Consider the following 14824-nt stretch of genomic DNA (forward strand, 5'->3'; position numbering starts at 1 on the left):
GCAACTCGGCCGGAGGATGTGCTTGGCTCGACGCGACCGGCAGCGGGAACCGGAGGAAGCTCGAACCGGGGGAAGCGGGAGCCGGGGTATGCGGGAACCGGGGAAGGGAGACGGACTGCCGTGCATGTGCTGATCCTCGGCGGCACCACGGAGGCCCGCCGCCTGGCCGAACTGCTGGCACCTGGGCAGCCGGCGACAGGGCAGCCGGCGGCCGGGCACCCTGCGGGGCCACGCGTCACGACCTCCCTGGCAGGACGGGTCTCCGCGCCCAGGATGCCACCGGGCGAGGTACGCGTCGGTGGCTTCGGCGGCGCCGAAGGACTGGCCGCCTGGCTCCACGAGCACGCCGTCGACCTGCTGGTCGACGCCACCCACCCCTTCGCCGGCACCATCACCCGCAACGCGGCACACGCCGCCGCCACCGCCCGGGTCCCGCTGCTCGCGCTGCGCCGCCCCGGCTGGCGGCCGGTCGAGGGGGACGTCTGGCACGAGGCAGGCTCCCTGGCGGAGGCCGCCGCGCTGCTGCCCGCGCTCGGCCGGCGGGTCTTCCTGACCACCGGCCGCACGGACCTGGCCGTCTTCGCCCCGCTGGCCGACCCGTGGTTCCTCGTCCGGTCCGTCGACGCGCCCGAGGGGCCCCTCCCGCCCCGCACGGAGGTCCTGCTGGACCGCGGCCCCTTCACCCTCGACGGGGAGCGCGAGCTGCTGCGCCGGCACCGGATCGACGTCCTGGTCACCAAGGACAGCGGGGGAGCGGCCACCGCGCCGAAACTGACGGCCGCCCGCGAGGCCGGGCTGCCCGTGCTCGTGGTGCGCAGGCCCCCGGTGCCCGAGGGGGTGCCGGTCGTGGCCGAACCCGGGCAGGCGGCACGGTGGGTCGCTGCGGCCCGCGCGAGGTGCACGACGAGGCCGTAGGTCAGGTGCGGGCCGCCGTCCCGACGCTCACTCCTCCTCGCGGGCCATCGCGTTGATCGCGGCGGCGGCGAGCGCACTGCCCCCGCGACGCCCCCGTACGACGAGGTGCTCCACCCCGGACGGGTGGGCGGCCAGCGCCTCCTTGGACTCGGCGGCACCGACGAAGCCGACGGGTACGCCGATGACCGCGGCCGGGCGCGGAGCCCCCGCGTCGATCATCTCCAGCAGCCGGAAGAGCGCGGTGGGCGCGTTGCCGACGGCGACCACGGCGCCGTCCAGCCGGTCGCGCCACAGCTCCAGCGCGGCGGCGCTGCGCGTGGTGCCGAGCCGGGCCGCCAGCTCGGGGACGGCGGGGTCGGACAGGGTGCACACGACGTCGTTGTCCGCGGGCAGCCGGGCCCGCGTCACACCGCTCGCCACCATCCGCACGTCGCACAGCACGGGCGCACCGGCCCGCAGGGCCTCGCGGGCGCGGGAGACGACGCCGGGGGACCAGGACAGGTCGCGGACCAGGTCGACCATGCCGCAGGCGTGGATCATCCGGACCGCGACCCGGCCGACGTCGGCGGGCAGCCCGGACAGGTCGGCCTCCGCGCGGATGGTGGCGAAGGACTGGCGGTAGATGGCCGCGCCGTCCTTCTCGTACTCGTACGCGTGCTCGTACGCGGACTCGTACTCGTTCTTGGAGTCGTACGGGGTCACGGTGCTCTTCTCGCTGTTCTCGGTCGGCGGACGGCCACGGCGGGGAGCATACCGATCACCCGAACGGGCGCCGGGAGAGGTCAGCGGGGGCGGGGAGCGACCAGGCCCGACTCGTAGGCGAGGACGACGAGTTGCGCCCGGTCGCGGACGTGCAGCTTGGCCATGGCGCGGTTGACGTGGGTCTTCGCGGTCAGCGGGCTGATCACCAGGCGGGCCGCGATCTCGTCGTTGGACAGCCCCTGCGCGACCAGCGCGACGGCCTCGCGCTCGCGTCCGGTCAGCTCCGCCAGCCGGATACCGGTGTCCCGGTGGAGCGGACGGCTGACGTAGTGGTCGATCAGCCTGCGGGTGATCGACGGAGCCAGCAGCGCCTCACCGCGGGCCGCGACCCGCACGGCGTGCACGAGGTCGTCCGGGAGGATGTCCTTGACGAGGAAACCGGCGGCGCCGGCGCGCAGCGCCTCGAAGACGTACTCGTCCATGCCGTAGTTGGTCAGGACGACGACGTGCACGCCCGCCAGCGCCGGGTCGGCGGCGATGCGCCGGGTGGTCCCGATGCCGTCCAGGACCGGCATCTGCACGTCGACGAGCGCGATGTCGGGCCGCAGTTCCATGGCGAGGGCCAGGCCCTCCATGCCGTCTCCGGCCTCGGCCACCACCTCGATGTCGTCCTCGAGGTCGAGCAGGGCGCGGAAGCCGCTGCGTACGAGCGGCTGGTCGTCGACGAGCAGGACGCGGATCACGGGGTGCGCTCCAGGTGCTCCAGCGGGAGTTCGGCCTGGACGGTGAAGCCGCGCCCGCGGCGCGGTCCGGCGCGCAGCCGGCCGCCGAGGGCGTCGACGCGTTCCCGCATCCCGAGCAGCCCCAGGCCGGGGCCCGCGACGGTGTCCGGCGGCGCGGTGTCCAGGGCCGTGTCCAGGCCGGTGTCCGAGGCGGCCGTCCCGTCGTCGTCGACCCGGATCGCGAGGACGCCGGGGCGGTAGTCGATGCGGACCGACGCGGTGCCGGCGCGGGCGTGCCGGGCGACGTTGGTCAGCGACTCCTGCACGATCCGGTAGGCGGTCCGGCCCACCGCGGCCGGCACGTCGGGCCGCTCTCCGTCGGCCGGCCCGTCGACCACCAGCTCCGCCACCAGGCCGCTCTTTCCGGCCCGTGCCACCAGCTCCGGTATGTGGTCGAGTCCGCGCGGCGGGGTGGTGTCGTCGTCGCGCAGGGCCCGCAGGGTGGCGCGCAGTTCCCGGGTCGCCTCCCGGCCGGCCGCCTGGATCGCCAGGAGCGCCTCCGGCACCGGCTCGCCCCGCCGACGGGCGACGTGGACGGCGACCTCGGACTGCACCTTGACGATCGAGATCTGGTGCGTGAGGGAGTCGTGCAACTCCCGGGCGATGTGCAGCCGTTCCTCGTCGGCGCGGCGCCGTGCGGTCTCCTCCCGGCTGCGTTCGGCCTCGTCCGCGCGCCGCTCGGCCTGCCGCAGCGCCTCTCCGGCGGCGGCCGCCGCGATCAGCCACGCGATCTCCAGGGCGCCCCGGGCCCGCGCGTACGCCTCCCCCGGGTCGTGCAGCGAGACCAGGGCGGCGAGCGGCAGGGCGGCCACCATGGCCACGGAGGCGATCACCGTGACGGTGCGGTGTCCGGCCCGGACGGCCGCGTACACCGCGAACAGGAACGCGACGGCCGGCACGTCCACCCCGGCCGCCTGGTGGCCCACGGCGCACAGCGCGGTCACCGCCAGGACGAGCACGGGGGCCCGGCGGCGGGCGGCCAGCGCCAGGCCGCCCGCGGCGAGCAGCGCGAGGCCCAGCAGCGGACCGGGTGCCGTACCGAAGTTCCCTCCGGACCGGCCGGCGAGCAGCAGCGCCACCGCCACGCCGACGGCGATCGTCCAGTCCACGACCGGGGCCGGGACCGGTATCGGGATGGAGGCCGGGATGCGGGCCGGGACCAGGGCCGGGACACCGAACCGTCGTTTGCCCATGCCCGCACCCTAGCCACCCGCCGGGCGGGGCGAGTCCCGCCCGCGCACGAGCCGGCACTACCGCGACCGCGGTACGCGGGCCGCCGGCTGCCGCGTCCGCGGTAGGCCCGTACGGCGTCGGCGGCAGCCCGAAGTGCCTGCCGCGGCGGGACGACCGGGACGGTCCCGGTAGGCACCCTCACTGGCAGCGGAAGCGTGCCCCGCGCACCGGTACCGGGCGTGCGGCGCACGAGGAGACGCGAAACGGGAGAGAGGGAGACGGACATGCTCACACCCACGGCCTGGACACTCGCCGTCGACGCCTACGACATGAGCGCCGGGCGGCTGGGGGCCTCGGCGGCCGCGGTGCTCGCCCTGTGCGGCGTGGCCGCGGGATGGCTGGCGCTGGCCCGCCCCACCGGCCGTCTCGGCACCGGCACCGGCCGGCTGGGAGCGGTGACGGCGCTGACGGCCGGGCTGGTCGCGCTGGCCCTCGGCGGGCTGGTGGCGGTCACCGCGGACGGCGGCCTAGGCACGGGCAACGGCCTCGGCGGGGCCTACGTGGCCCTGCTCGTGGGCCTGGTCGCCGCCGCCCTCGGAGGCCGCGCACTGGCTCGTACCCGGGTCGGATAGGTACCCCTTGGGGGTACGGGGGCAGCCCGAGTGGGCGGCGGGGCACGGTTTGCGGTGCGCCGCACGGTGAAACCCGGCAGGCACCACCGGACGTACGCGTGAACGGAAGGGAAGCGGCCACCATGCCCACCACCGTCAACGACCTGCTCCGTACCTACCCGGCCGACCTGGGCGGCGTGGACCGGGAGGCCATGGCCAGGTGCATCGAGGAGTGCCTCAGGTGCGCCCAGGCGTGCACCGCGTGCGCCGACGCCTGTCTGTCGGAGCCCACGGTCGCCGATCTGACCAAGTGCATCCGTACCGACATGGACTGCGCCGACGTCTGCACCGCCACGGCCGCGGTCCTGTCCCGGCACACGGGATACGACGCCAACGTCACCCGGGCCGTGCTCCAGGCCTGCGCGACCGTCTGCGCGGCGTGCGGCGACGAGTGTGCCCGGCACGCCGACATGCACGAGCACTGCCGGGTCTGCGCCGAGGCGTGCCGCAGCTGTGAGCAGGCGTGCGGGGAACTGCTCGCCGGCCTGGGCTGAGGCGGGCGAGCAGTTCCCCGGGACCGGTCCGGCCGGTCAGTGGTAGGCGTGGACGACGGCGTGGCCCTTGCCGCGGCCGATCATCCACTTGTTGACCGGCGTGGTGATCACGAAGGCCACGGCGAAGCCGCCGAGCAGGGCGTACCAGAACAGTCCGTCCGACAGGTGCGCGTCCATGGCGCCGGGGACCAGGGCGATGATTCCGTTGTCGACCAGCTCCATCACCGCGATGGAGACGGTGTCGGCGGCCAGCGCCACCTTGATCGCGGCCTTCATGGACACCCCGGCGCGCACGACCGCGAAGAGGGTGAAGGAGTAGCCGAAGACGAAGGCCAGGGCGATGGCCAGCACCATGGTCGGCACGTTTCCCCACATCAGCGCGGTGCCGATGACCATGCCGAGGATCTCGCCGATGGCGCACCCGGTGAGGCAGTGCAGCGTCGCCTGCATGGCGGTCGCCCAGGTGGTGCCGTGCCCGTGCCCGTGGAGGTCGCCGTGGTCGCCGTGGTGGCCGTGCCCGTCGTCCGCAGGAGCGGGGGAGTGGTGCGTGCTGTGGTCCATGTTGTGGTCCATGACGGCAACGATATACCCCCAGGGGGTATGCGTCCAGGGGTGTGGAAGCGGAGGACCGCGGACGATCGGTCACCAGGCCTCCGAGTCCTCGGCCCCGTCCGTCGCGGGCGCCGTCCGGACCGTCGCCCGCACCCGGGCCGCGAGCAGCGGGAACACGAGTACGGAGACCATCGCGGCACCGACCAGCGAAGCCGCCCGGTCCGTCGCGATCAGCTTCTGGTCGACGCCGATGGTCGTGATGGCGACGACCAGCGGCAGGCACGTCGAGGTGAACAGCGCCAGCGCCGCCCGGTCCCCGCGGTCGAGATCCCTGGGCGCCAGGAGGTACACCGGGCCACCGTGCACCAGCAGGAAGAGCAGCAGGAACCCCGGCACCAGCAGCAGTGCGCCCGGGTCGTGCAGCAGTGCGTCCAGATCGAACTCGATGCCGGTGACCACGTAGAAGAGGGGTACGAGGAAGCCGAAGCCCATGGCCTCCACCTTGCCGAGGACCTCCCCGCTGCTCGCGGGCGCGGCCCGGAGCAGTACGAGCCGGGTCAGGACGCCGGCCGCGAACGCGCCCAGCAGGACGTCGAGCCCGAAGACCTCGGCGAGGCCCAGCATGCAGGCGAGCAGCAGCATCACGAACCGGACCGCGAACTGGCCGCTGCTGTGCAGGGTCAGCTCGGTCAGCCGGGCGAACCAGGGCGGTCTCGGACGCAGCGCCCAGAACACGGCGGCGGCCGTGATCGCCCCGAACGCGGCCAGCAGCGCCGCCGACTCGGCCGGCCGCCGTCCGCTGAGCAGCAGCGCCACGGCGATCACCGGCCCGAACTCGCCGACCGCGCCGAACGCCGAGATCACCGTCCCGAACCGGCCGCGCAGCTCGCCGCTGTCCCGCAGCATCGGCAGTACGGTGCCGAGCGTGGTGCTGGTGAGCGCGGTGCCGATGACGAACGCCTCGAAGACGTCCCCGCCGCTGACCAGCAGGGCCAGCGCGATCCCGGCGACGAGGGCGATCGGCCAGGACCACAGGGAACGGCGCAGGGTGTCGCCCCGGACGGCGGCGAAGTCGATCTCGTAGCCGGCCAGGAAGATGAGCATGGACAGACCGAGGTCGGCCAGCGTGTCGACGACGTCGTCGGGACGGGCCCAGCCGAGTACGTCCGGCCCCATCACGATGCCGAGCGCGATCTCGAAGATGACCAGGGGGACTCGGACCCGCCGCCCCGTGGCGTGGACGAGGAGCGGCGCCAGGACCGCGGCGGCCAGGATGAGGACGAGGGTCCCGGGGTGACTCACGAGGCGCCGCCGGGCCGCCCGGCCACGGACCGCCGCACGTGTCGGAGCCCGGCGTTCCGTGCCATCGGCCCTCCCTCGCGAACGGCGTCCCGGAGGCCGACGGCGACGGCACCCGGCCTCCGCCGCCAATGTCACCCGCGGAGCGGGCCGGGACTACCCGGCGTACTCCGGACGGAGGAGCGGCATATCTCCGTTGCCGCCCGGCATCCGGTGACCTACGGTCCGATCATGCTGCCTGCGGTGAACACGGACGAGGAGTGGGACGCGGTCGTCCCCGACGAGACGGTGATGCGCCCGGGCGCAGCGGACCTCTGTGCACGCCTGGGTCTGGGCGGGGCACCGCTGACCCGTTTCACGGACGGGTCGCAGCCGGTCTACGCGGTGGGAGACGAGCACGTGCTCAAGCTGTTCCCGTCGGCGGCCGCGCGAGACGGTGTCGCGGAGGGCCGCGTCCTCACCCACCTTCAGGGACGGCTGCCGACCCCGACACCCCGGGTCCGTGACTTCGGCCCCTGCGAGAACGGCTGGCAGTACGTCCTGATGTCCCGCCTCCACGGCGAGAACCTGGCCCGCGCCTGGGACCGCGTGCCGCGCGACCACCGCGAACGGCTCGTCACCGAGGTCGGGGAAACCCTCGCGGTACTGCACTCCCTGGACCCCGGTCCCCTCGGGGACGTGCTCGGCCCCGGAGACTGGGGCGCCTTCCTGGACCGTCAGCGAGCCGGCGCCGTGGCACGGCAGCGTGCCCACGGACTGCCGGCCGGCCGGCTGGAGCAGATCCCCGACTTCCTGGCCTCGGTCCCGCTGCCGCGCGACCCGGACCGCTGCCTGCTGCACACCGAGGTGATGCGGCAGCACCTCGTGGTCGACCCCGACGGGTGGCGGCTGACCGGGCTCTTCGACTTCGAACCCGCCATGATCGGTGACCGCGCCTACGACTTCGTGGGCGTCGGCCTGTTCGTCACCGGCGGCGACCCGGACCTGCTGGCCCTGCTGTCCAAGGCGTACGGCCACACCTTCGACCCGTCGGTACTGCTCGCGTACACGCTGCTGCACGTGTACAGCGACCTCCCCTGGTACCTGCGCGAACTGCCCGTACCCGCCGCGGAAACACTCCCGTCGCTCGCGGAGGCGTGGTTCGGCACGACGAGGTGACGCACGCCAGGTGCTTCCAGGTACGGCCCGGCCGTCAGGCCGACTTCAGGGCTGCGACGCCTGCCACGACGTAGAACACGATGAACAAGGCCGGGATCCACAACTCCACCAGCGTGAGCGGGACATACCGCGTGAGCGTCCTTCCGTCGCCCAGCTCCGCCCACTCGGCGTCGTACGAGCGGGCGGGCAGCCGCTGCTCAAGGGCGCAGATGACCTTGTATTTCGCCCGGTTGAGCCGCCGGTAGGAGGCGATGAGCAGGAACCAGGCTCCGCATTGGCCCACCGCGACGAGTCCGGCCACCATCAGCCCCCAGGCCGGCGTGCCCCGCAGTACGGTGCCGCCGGCCGCGCCGGCGGCGGTGAGCAGGGCGGCGTTGACCGTCAGGAAGAAGGTGTTGGTCAGGCTCCTGCGGGCGCTGATCCGGTCGGCCATCTCCACACAGAGCCTGTACTGCTCCATGACTGCCGCCTGGTACTTCTCCCTGTCCGCGGTGTAATGCCGGTCGTTCAGGCGGCTGTTCCACAATCGGCCGCCCAACTCGGTGAGGGTGTCGGAGTCCGTCTCGTCAGCACTCACGCGGGTACTTCCTCGGCGTCCCCGGCCTCCGGTGGCGGCAGTTCTCCCTCGACCTCGCGCACCTTGATGTCGATCCTCCCCGGCTTGTTGCGGGAACGGGCGACCTCCGTGACGGCGACCCACACCCGCCTGCCCTCTTCGACCCGGTTGGCCTCCAGTTCCTCCCGCAGCGACTGCGACATCCTGCGCGCGTGCAAGAGGGCGAGCGTGGGCAGTTCCGGGTATCCGTCCAGCTTCACCAGCACGAATCCCGCGTTCGGGACGCTTACGGTGGCACCTTGTCGCTCCCCGACCTGGGGGTACGCGTCCAGCGACGGGGCCGGCGGCGGAGCGGTGGGAGCCGGCACCCCGGTCGGCTGGTCGGCGAGCGCGATCTCGATGCGCTGGCGCGCCCGGTCGATCCATCTGATGACGACGGGTACCTCGTCCTGCTCCTTCAGCCCCGCCGCCTCATGATCCCGCACCCGGGAGCGGCCACCCCCGGGCAACTCGACCCAGACACCCGCCTTGTTCACGTCGTACACCCGTGCGGTGAATGCCGAACCCCCCCGATAGGTCTGTTCCCACTCCTCCCACGGATCTTCGCCTTCCTGCTGCGTGAAGATGAGGGTGTTCTCCCGATTGACGAAATAGCCGGAGAATTCCTTGCCGACGAAAAACCTCTGGGACATGTGGTCCGGGACGGTCGTTTGGTAGCTCACGTCTTGCTTGTGCATCTCGGCGATGCGGCGCGGATTGCCGAGGTCGCGCACCCGGATGTAGTCCTCGCTGACCTCCTCGACTCTGGCCTTGGCGCGCAACCGGTCCTCAGGGATGTAGGGGCGCAGATCCATCTCGGGCTCACGCCGTTGCTGACGCATCGCTTCGATCTCCGCGTGCAGACTGCTGCGCAGCTTGGGCAGGCCCCTGGTGCTCCACTCGTACCGCACCACGCGGAAGTGCCCCCGGGCGTTGGTGGGCACCACGGCGTCCTCGTGTGCGATCACCACGAGCCGTTTCCTCAGGCACAGCGCCCAGGCCAGCTCCATGGCGACGGACGTCGAGGGAACGGACAGATCGACGACCACGAACCCGGCCCGGTCGATCCCGGACCAGGCGACGTCCATCGCGCTCTCGGTGGTGCCCGGAGCCTTGTCGGCCCGCTCGGGACGCAGTTCCCAGTTCCTGATCCAGTCCTCGAAGTGACCCTCGTACAGATCGTCGAAGTTCTCCACACGGCCGTCCGGCAGTTCCTTTTCGTCATAGGGCATGGCGAAAAAGACCATGTCCTCTTCGACCGACCCTCGACGTCGCAGATCCAGTGTCATTCTTCCTCCGCTGACGGCGCTCCGGTTCGAACAGAGCGCTGCATTGTCCCCGGCGTCCGCTGCCGACGGGTGATTGATCTTGAGTGTCGGGGATGGCGAGATTTGTTCGCCACCTGGCGGGACAGGCCATAATCAATGAATCAATCCGAATGCCCGGGAGGTGGTCCGAGTTGGCGGGCAGGCCGGGGCGTCGGGAACAGCCGCTTGATCCACGAAAGGGTCCGCTCGAACACTTCGCGCAGGGGCTGCGGGTCCTGCGCCAGGGGGCCGGGCTCACCTACACGGAGATGGCTGAGGCGGCCCGGTACTCCAGCAGCACCCTGTCCCAGGCCGCCGCCGGGCAGCGGCTCCCCACCCGAGAGGTACTTCGCGCCTACGTGCGCGCCTGCGGTGGGGACCCGCAGCGATGGGAAGAGCGCTGGGAGTCCGTACGACGTGAGGTCCACGGGGCCGAGAAGCGGGAGACGGGCTCCCGTGCCATCCAGCGCGGCCCCGACCGGGCGGAGGCCACGAGCTTCGTGGGCCGCGAGTCCGAACTGGCCGCCGGCAGTGGGCTGCTGCGGCGGTGTCGGCTGGTCACGCTGGTCGGGACGGGCGGGGTGGGGAAGACCCGGCTGGCCCGGCGCATCCTCCGTGAGGTGGCCGAGCGGTTCGAGGACGGTACGTACTGTGCCGAGCTGGCCGACCTGGGCAGCGGCGACGCGATCGTCGAGGCGGTCACCTCAGCCGTCGGCGTACAGGTCGCGGCGGGGCAGGACCCCTTGCACGCCCTTGCCGGGGCGCTGCGCGGACGCAGGGTCCTCCTCCTGCTCGACAACTGCGAGCACGTGCTGGACGGTTGCGCCCACGCCGTCCGCGACCTGCTCACGCTCCTGCCGGACCTCCGCGTGCTCGCCACCAGCCGGCAGCCACTCGATGTCGGCGCCGAGCACGTGCTGCGGGTGCGGCCACTGGACCTGCCGGCCGTGGAGCTTGGCCATCCGCTCCACGGTCCCGCCGGGAACGCGGACCCCATGGCCTCCCCGGCCGTGACCCTCTTCGCCGACCGGGCCGAGGCGGCCTCGCCCGGCTTCCGGGTCACCGAGGAGAACCGGCACACCGTCGCTCGCGTGTGCCGTCGGCTGGACGGCCTTCCCTTCGCCCTGGAGATCGCCGCGCGACGCCTGCGTACGGTGACCCCGGAGGAACTTCTGGAACGACTCGACCACCGGTTCCGCCTGCTCGGCCCGGGCGGCCGCGACCGCACGGTTCACCCCCGCCACCAGGCACTGCGTGCGCTCTTCGACTGGAGCTACGAGCTGTGCACGGAGGCCGAGCGAAGGGCCTGGCAGCAGCTGTCGCTGTGTTCCGGCGGGGCGCTGCTGGCGGACGCCGAACAACTCTGCGGGAGCACCGGCGAACATGACGTTCCCGTCCCCGTCCCCGTTCCCGTCCCCGTCCACGACGCAGCCGACGACGCCTTCGAAGCCGTGGCCGGTCTCGTGGACAAGTCACTGCTCACCAGCGAGGGAACCGGCGGCCGGACCCGCCTGCACATGCTCGAAACCGTTCGCGCCTACGGGCAGGAACGCCTCGCGGAAAGCGGCCGGGCACAGCACGCCCTACGACGCCACCGCGCGTGGTATCTCGGCCTGGCCGCACAGGCGGGAAACGCCTACGGCTCCCGCGAAGAGGCCGGCTGGCTGCGTCGCCTGCGCGCCGAGCACCCCAACCTGCGGCAGATCGTCACCGCACCGCCCCCGGTCGACGAGCCCGCGGAGACCGTGCTGCACGCCTCCCTCGGCTTCTGGCTGCACTGTCTGACGTCGGCCAACGTGGGAGAGGGCGCACGTTGGATGCGGAGCACCCTCGAACGGAACCCTCGGCCTCCGTCTCCCGAGGCCACCGGCATCTGGTGCCAAGCAGTCTGGGTGGCCGGCTTCCTGCTGCTCCTGCACGGGGATCACGGCAGGGCCGGGGAGATGATCGGCCGGGGCGAACGAGCCCTCGCCGGCATGCCCGCCGCGGCCGGCTCCACCTCCGGTTCCACGTCCGGCTTCGCCGTCCTCGCCACGCACCGGGTGAGCAGGGCCGAACTCTCCGCCGCATTCCTTCAGTTACGCGGTCTGAGGGCACTGATCTTGGGCGACACGGAGGCCTCGGCGGCATACGCGAGGTCCTCCCTGGCCGTCGGACAGTGGTCCGACTCCCTGTTGACGCACGCACAGTGCATCGCGCAACTCGGCTTCACCGCCGTCATCCAGGGCGACCGCGCCCGCTCCACCGCCTTGCTCGAACAGGCCCTCGCGATGTCCGAGGCCCGAGGGGACACCTGGCACCGGTGCTACCTGCTGTGGGCCCTCGCCGTGGATCACGGCGAGGCCGAGCGACCGGAGATCGCCCTGCGACTCCTCCAACGTGCGCTCCAGCACACCGGCGAGATCGACGAGCACCTGGGCGAGGCGGTCCTCGGCGAGACCCTGGCCTGGGTGTCCTCCTCCTACGGCGACGTACGCTCGGCGGCAGTCGTACTGGGAGCCGTGGACCGGGTGTGGCACCCGTCCGGCGCTCCCCGACTCTTCGGCTTCGCGCTTCTGACCTCCCACCGCGAACGCTGCATCCGCAACGCCCGTACGTCCCTCGGTGACATCGAGTACGCACGTGCGTACCAGGAGGGCCAGAGCCTCGGTCTGCGCCACGCGCTGGAGAGGGCGTTTCGCGACAACGGGCAGGCAGAGGCGGAGGGCGCCCGAATCGGTCCCTCGCCGGGGTAGGGCACGGCACCGGTGGTGACCGGCGAACCCCGGCGTGCCGGGCCGGGCTCCACTGCTGTCGGATCCGGTGCTGTCGGATCCGGCGCGAAGGGTCAGTGGCTGCCGGTGAGTTCGCCGGTGAGCTTGCCGTGGAGGTCGGCGCTCGGGGTGTTCAGGCCGGTGATCTCGACGGTCTTGCCGCGCTGCTCGTACTTCGTCTCGATCGCGTCCAGGGCGGCCACGGAGGAGGCGTCCCAGATGTGGGCGGCGGAGAGGTCGATGACGACGCGGTCCGGGTCGCCCGCGTAGTCGAACTGGCCGACGAGGTCGTTGGAGGAGGCGAAGAACAGCTCTCCGGTGACCCGGTAGACGACCGTGCTGCCGTCGGGGTCCGTGACGGCGGTGACCTGGGCGAGGTGGGCGACGCGCCTGGCGAAGACGACCATGGCGGTGATGGTGCCGACGACGACGCCGATGGCGAGGTTGTCGGTGGCGACCACGACGATCACGGTGATGACCATGACGACGATCTCCCCGGCGGGCATCCGCTTCAGGGTCTTGGGCGCGACGGAGTGCCAGTCGAAGGTGCCGAAGGCGACCATGACCATGACGGCGACCAGAGCGGCCATCGGGATGTCGGAGACGACCGGGCCGAAGACGATGCACAGCACCATCAGGAACGAACCGGCGAGGAAGGTGGAGACGCGGGTACGGGCGCCGGACACCTTCACGTTGATCATGGTCTGGCCGATCATGGCGCAGCCGCCCATGCCGCCGAAGAAGCCGGTGACGATGTTGGCGACGCCCTGGCCGATGGACTCGCGGGTCTTGGAGGAGTGGGTGTCGGTGATGTCGTCGACGAGCCTGGCGGTCATCAGCGATTCCATCAGGCCGACCAGCGCCATCGCGAGGGCGTAGGGCGCGACGGTGGTCAGGGTGTCCAGGGTGAAGGGCACGTCGGGCAGGCCCGGCACCGGCAGCGAGGACGGCAGCTCGCCCTTGTCGCCGACGGTGGGCACCGCGATCCCGGCGGCGACGGTGATCACGGTGAGGATGACGATGGACACCAGCGGGGCCGGGACCACCCTGGTGACCTTCGGGAAGAACACCATCAGCGCCAGGCCGCCGATGATCAGCGGGTAGACCGGCCAGGGCACGTCGTGCATCTCCGGCACCTGCGCCATGAAGATCATGACGGCGAGGGCGTTCACGAAGCCGGTCATCACCGAGCGGGGCACGAACCGCATGAGCTTGGCCACGCCCACCGCGCCCAGGACGATCTGGAAGACGCCGGCCAGGATGACGGTCGCGACCAGGTAGCCCAGGCCGTGTTCCCGGTTCATCGGCGCGATGACGAGCGCGACCGCGCCGGTGGCGGCGGAGATCATCGCGCGACGGCCGCCGACGACGGAGATCGTCACGGCCATGGTGAAGGAGGCGAACAGGCCGATCGCCGGGTCGACACCGGCGATGATCGAGAAGGAGATGGCCTCCGGGATCAGCGCCAGGGCGACGACGAGACCGGCCAGGACCTCGGTGCGCCAGACCTTCGGATCGTTCAGCCAGTCCGGCTTGAGGGCGCGCAGCCGCGCGCCGGGAGTCGTGGGAGTCACAGCAGCGGAAGACAAGGAGATGCGTACCTGTCGTGCTCGGGCACACCCACGGGCAGGCCGGGCGTGCGCAAGGGCGCGCAGGGGGCCGGGCCGGCACCCCGCGGGCGACCCGCGGAGCGGGCCGGAAGTCTAGGGGGCGAGGGACGCGGGGCAGGGCCGACACAAACCGGCCGGGCTGCTCACGTCCAGAGGCGAAGGGTCACGGCGGGCACACGGCGGCGATCGGCTTCAGGGGCTCGCGCACGCTCTCTCCCGCGGGAATCGGATCTTCGCCGGGGGCGCCATCGGCCCCGGAACGGCAGAGCAGGGCAACCGGGGCCGCCCGCACCGTCTCCAACTCTACCCTAACGTTAGAGTAGAGACCGGCGGGCGGACGGACCGACGGACCGACGCGAAGAGCCAGGAGAACGGCGTGAACGGCATGAACGGCCTGGACAAAGTGGCCCACAGGCACATGCAGATCGGTGAGGTCGCCGCGCGGACGGAGCTGTCCCTGCGCACCATCCGACACTACGAGGAGACCGGCCTGGTCATCCCCTCCGCCCGGTCCCAGGGCGGCTTCCGCCTCTACACCGAGACCGACGTCGCCAGGCTCATGGTCATCCGCCGGATGAAGCCGCTCGGCTTCACCCTCGAGCAGATGCGCGACCTGCTCGACGCCACCGACCGCCTGGACGGCGACGCCGCCCTCGACACGGCCGAGCGCGAAGCCCTGCTGGAACGCGTCCGCACGTACCAGCAGGCAGCCGCCGAACAGGTCGAGAAACTCCGAACCCAACTGTCCCGCGCCGAGGACTTCGCCACCACCCTGACCGCCCGCCTGAACCGAACGGCCTGACCGGCGGCCCT

14 protein-coding genes are annotated in these 14824 nt (G+C 72.2%); 6 read left to right on the top strand and 8 right to left on the bottom strand.

Annotation, left to right across the window (positions count from 1 at the left end; all coding sequences use genetic code 11):
* Window positions 1–120 precede the first annotated feature (120 nt).
* On the top strand, window positions 121–915 hold the full coding sequence (locus tag ACH4D3_RS38105; protein ID WP_398332312.1) for a cobalt-precorrin-6A reductase: 795 nt from the start codon (window positions 121–123) through the stop codon (window positions 913–915).
* Window positions 916–942: 27 nt separating this feature from the next.
* On the opposite strand, the gene ACH4D3_RS38110 is transcribed toward ACH4D3_RS38105, so the two are convergent.
* The 3 genes from ACH4D3_RS38110 to ACH4D3_RS38120 all read right to left on the bottom strand — a co-directional run bounded on the left by ACH4D3_RS38110 (window position 943) and on the right by ACH4D3_RS38120 (window position 3508).
* On the bottom strand, window positions 943–1617 hold the full coding sequence (locus tag ACH4D3_RS38110; RefSeq protein WP_398332314.1) for a precorrin-8X methylmutase: 675 nt from the start codon (window positions 1615–1617) through the stop codon (window positions 943–945).
* Window positions 1618–1697: 80 nt separating this feature from the next.
* Window positions 1698–2360, bottom strand: a complete 663-nt coding sequence (locus ACH4D3_RS38115; RefSeq protein WP_398332316.1) for a response regulator — start codon at window positions 2358–2360, stop codon at window positions 1698–1700.
* A complete protein-coding gene (locus tag ACH4D3_RS38120; protein WP_398332388.1) occupies window positions 2357–3508 on the bottom strand; it encodes a sensor histidine kinase in 1152 nt (383 codons plus the stop codon). Before ACH4D3_RS38120 ends, ACH4D3_RS38115 begins: the two co-directional genes overlap by 4 nt.
* 348 nt (window positions 3509–3856) lie before the next feature.
* Here ACH4D3_RS38120 and ACH4D3_RS38125 point away from each other — a divergent pair, with 348 nt between their 5' ends.
* Both ACH4D3_RS38125 and ACH4D3_RS38130 read left to right on the top strand, forming a co-directional pair.
* Window positions 3857–4204 (top strand): DUF6223 family protein, encoded by a 348-nt coding sequence (locus ACH4D3_RS38125; RefSeq protein ID WP_398332318.1) that lies wholly within the window; start codon window positions 3857–3859, stop codon window positions 4202–4204.
* A 122-nt stretch (window positions 4205–4326) separates the two neighbouring features.
* Window positions 4327–4737, top strand: coding sequence for a four-helix bundle copper-binding protein (locus ACH4D3_RS38130; RefSeq protein WP_398332320.1), 411 nt, complete (start codon window positions 4327–4329; stop codon window positions 4735–4737).
* Between the two features lie 36 nt (window positions 4738–4773).
* Here ACH4D3_RS38130 and ACH4D3_RS38135 read toward each other — a convergent pair whose 3' ends face one another.
* Together ACH4D3_RS38135 and ACH4D3_RS38140 are read right to left on the bottom strand one after the other, a co-directional pair.
* Window positions 4774–5298 (bottom strand): DUF4396 domain-containing protein, encoded by a 525-nt coding sequence (locus ACH4D3_RS38135; RefSeq protein WP_398332390.1) that lies wholly within the window; start codon window positions 5296–5298, stop codon window positions 4774–4776.
* 81 nt (window positions 5299–5379) lie between these two features.
* Entirely contained in the window at window positions 5380–6591 is a 1212-nt protein-coding gene (locus ACH4D3_RS38140) for a cation:proton antiporter (protein WP_398332322.1), read from the bottom strand.
* 228 nt (window positions 6592–6819) lie between these two features.
* On the opposite strand from ACH4D3_RS38140, the gene ACH4D3_RS38145 reads away from it, so the two are divergent.
* The gene (locus ACH4D3_RS38145; protein ID WP_398332324.1) at window positions 6820–7746 is read left to right on the top strand and encodes a phosphotransferase; all 927 of its coding nucleotides are present in this window, start codon (window positions 6820–6822) and stop codon (window positions 7744–7746) included.
* A 34-nt stretch (window positions 7747–7780) separates the two neighbouring features.
* Here the strand turns inward: ACH4D3_RS38145 and ACH4D3_RS38150 are convergent, their stop codons facing one another.
* Both ACH4D3_RS38150 and ACH4D3_RS38155 read right to left on the bottom strand, forming a co-directional pair.
* Complete coding sequence (locus tag ACH4D3_RS38150) at window positions 7781–8323, bottom strand: hypothetical protein (protein ID WP_398332326.1); 543 nt, start codon at window positions 8321–8323, stop codon at window positions 7781–7783.
* Window positions 8320–9573 (bottom strand): hypothetical protein, encoded by a 1254-nt coding sequence (locus ACH4D3_RS38155; RefSeq protein ID WP_398332328.1) that lies wholly within the window; start codon window positions 9571–9573, stop codon window positions 8320–8322. Before ACH4D3_RS38155 ends, ACH4D3_RS38150 begins: the two co-directional genes overlap by 4 nt.
* A gap of 206 nt (window positions 9574–9779) precedes the next feature.
* On the opposite strand from ACH4D3_RS38155, the gene ACH4D3_RS38160 reads away from it, so the two are divergent.
* Entirely contained in the window at window positions 9780–12383 is a 2604-nt protein-coding gene (locus ACH4D3_RS38160) for an ATP-binding protein (RefSeq protein ID WP_398332330.1), read from the top strand.
* A 92-nt stretch (window positions 12384–12475) separates the two neighbouring features.
* Here the strand turns inward: ACH4D3_RS38160 and ACH4D3_RS38165 are convergent, their stop codons facing one another.
* On the bottom strand, window positions 12476–13975 hold the full coding sequence (locus ACH4D3_RS38165; RefSeq protein WP_398332332.1) for a SulP family inorganic anion transporter: 1500 nt from the start codon (window positions 13973–13975) through the stop codon (window positions 12476–12478).
* 421 nt (window positions 13976–14396) lie between these two features.
* Between ACH4D3_RS38165 and ACH4D3_RS38170 the strand changes: the two genes are divergently transcribed.
* Window positions 14397–14813 (top strand): MerR family transcriptional regulator, encoded by a 417-nt coding sequence (locus ACH4D3_RS38170; RefSeq protein ID WP_398332392.1) that lies wholly within the window; start codon window positions 14397–14399, stop codon window positions 14811–14813.
* Window positions 14814–14824: the final 11 nt, after the last annotated feature.

Source organism: Streptomyces sp. NPDC018026 (assembly GCF_044327745.1).
GTDB classification, from domain to species: Bacteria; Actinomycetota; Actinomycetes; order Streptomycetales; family Streptomycetaceae; genus Streptomyces; species Streptomyces rubrogriseus.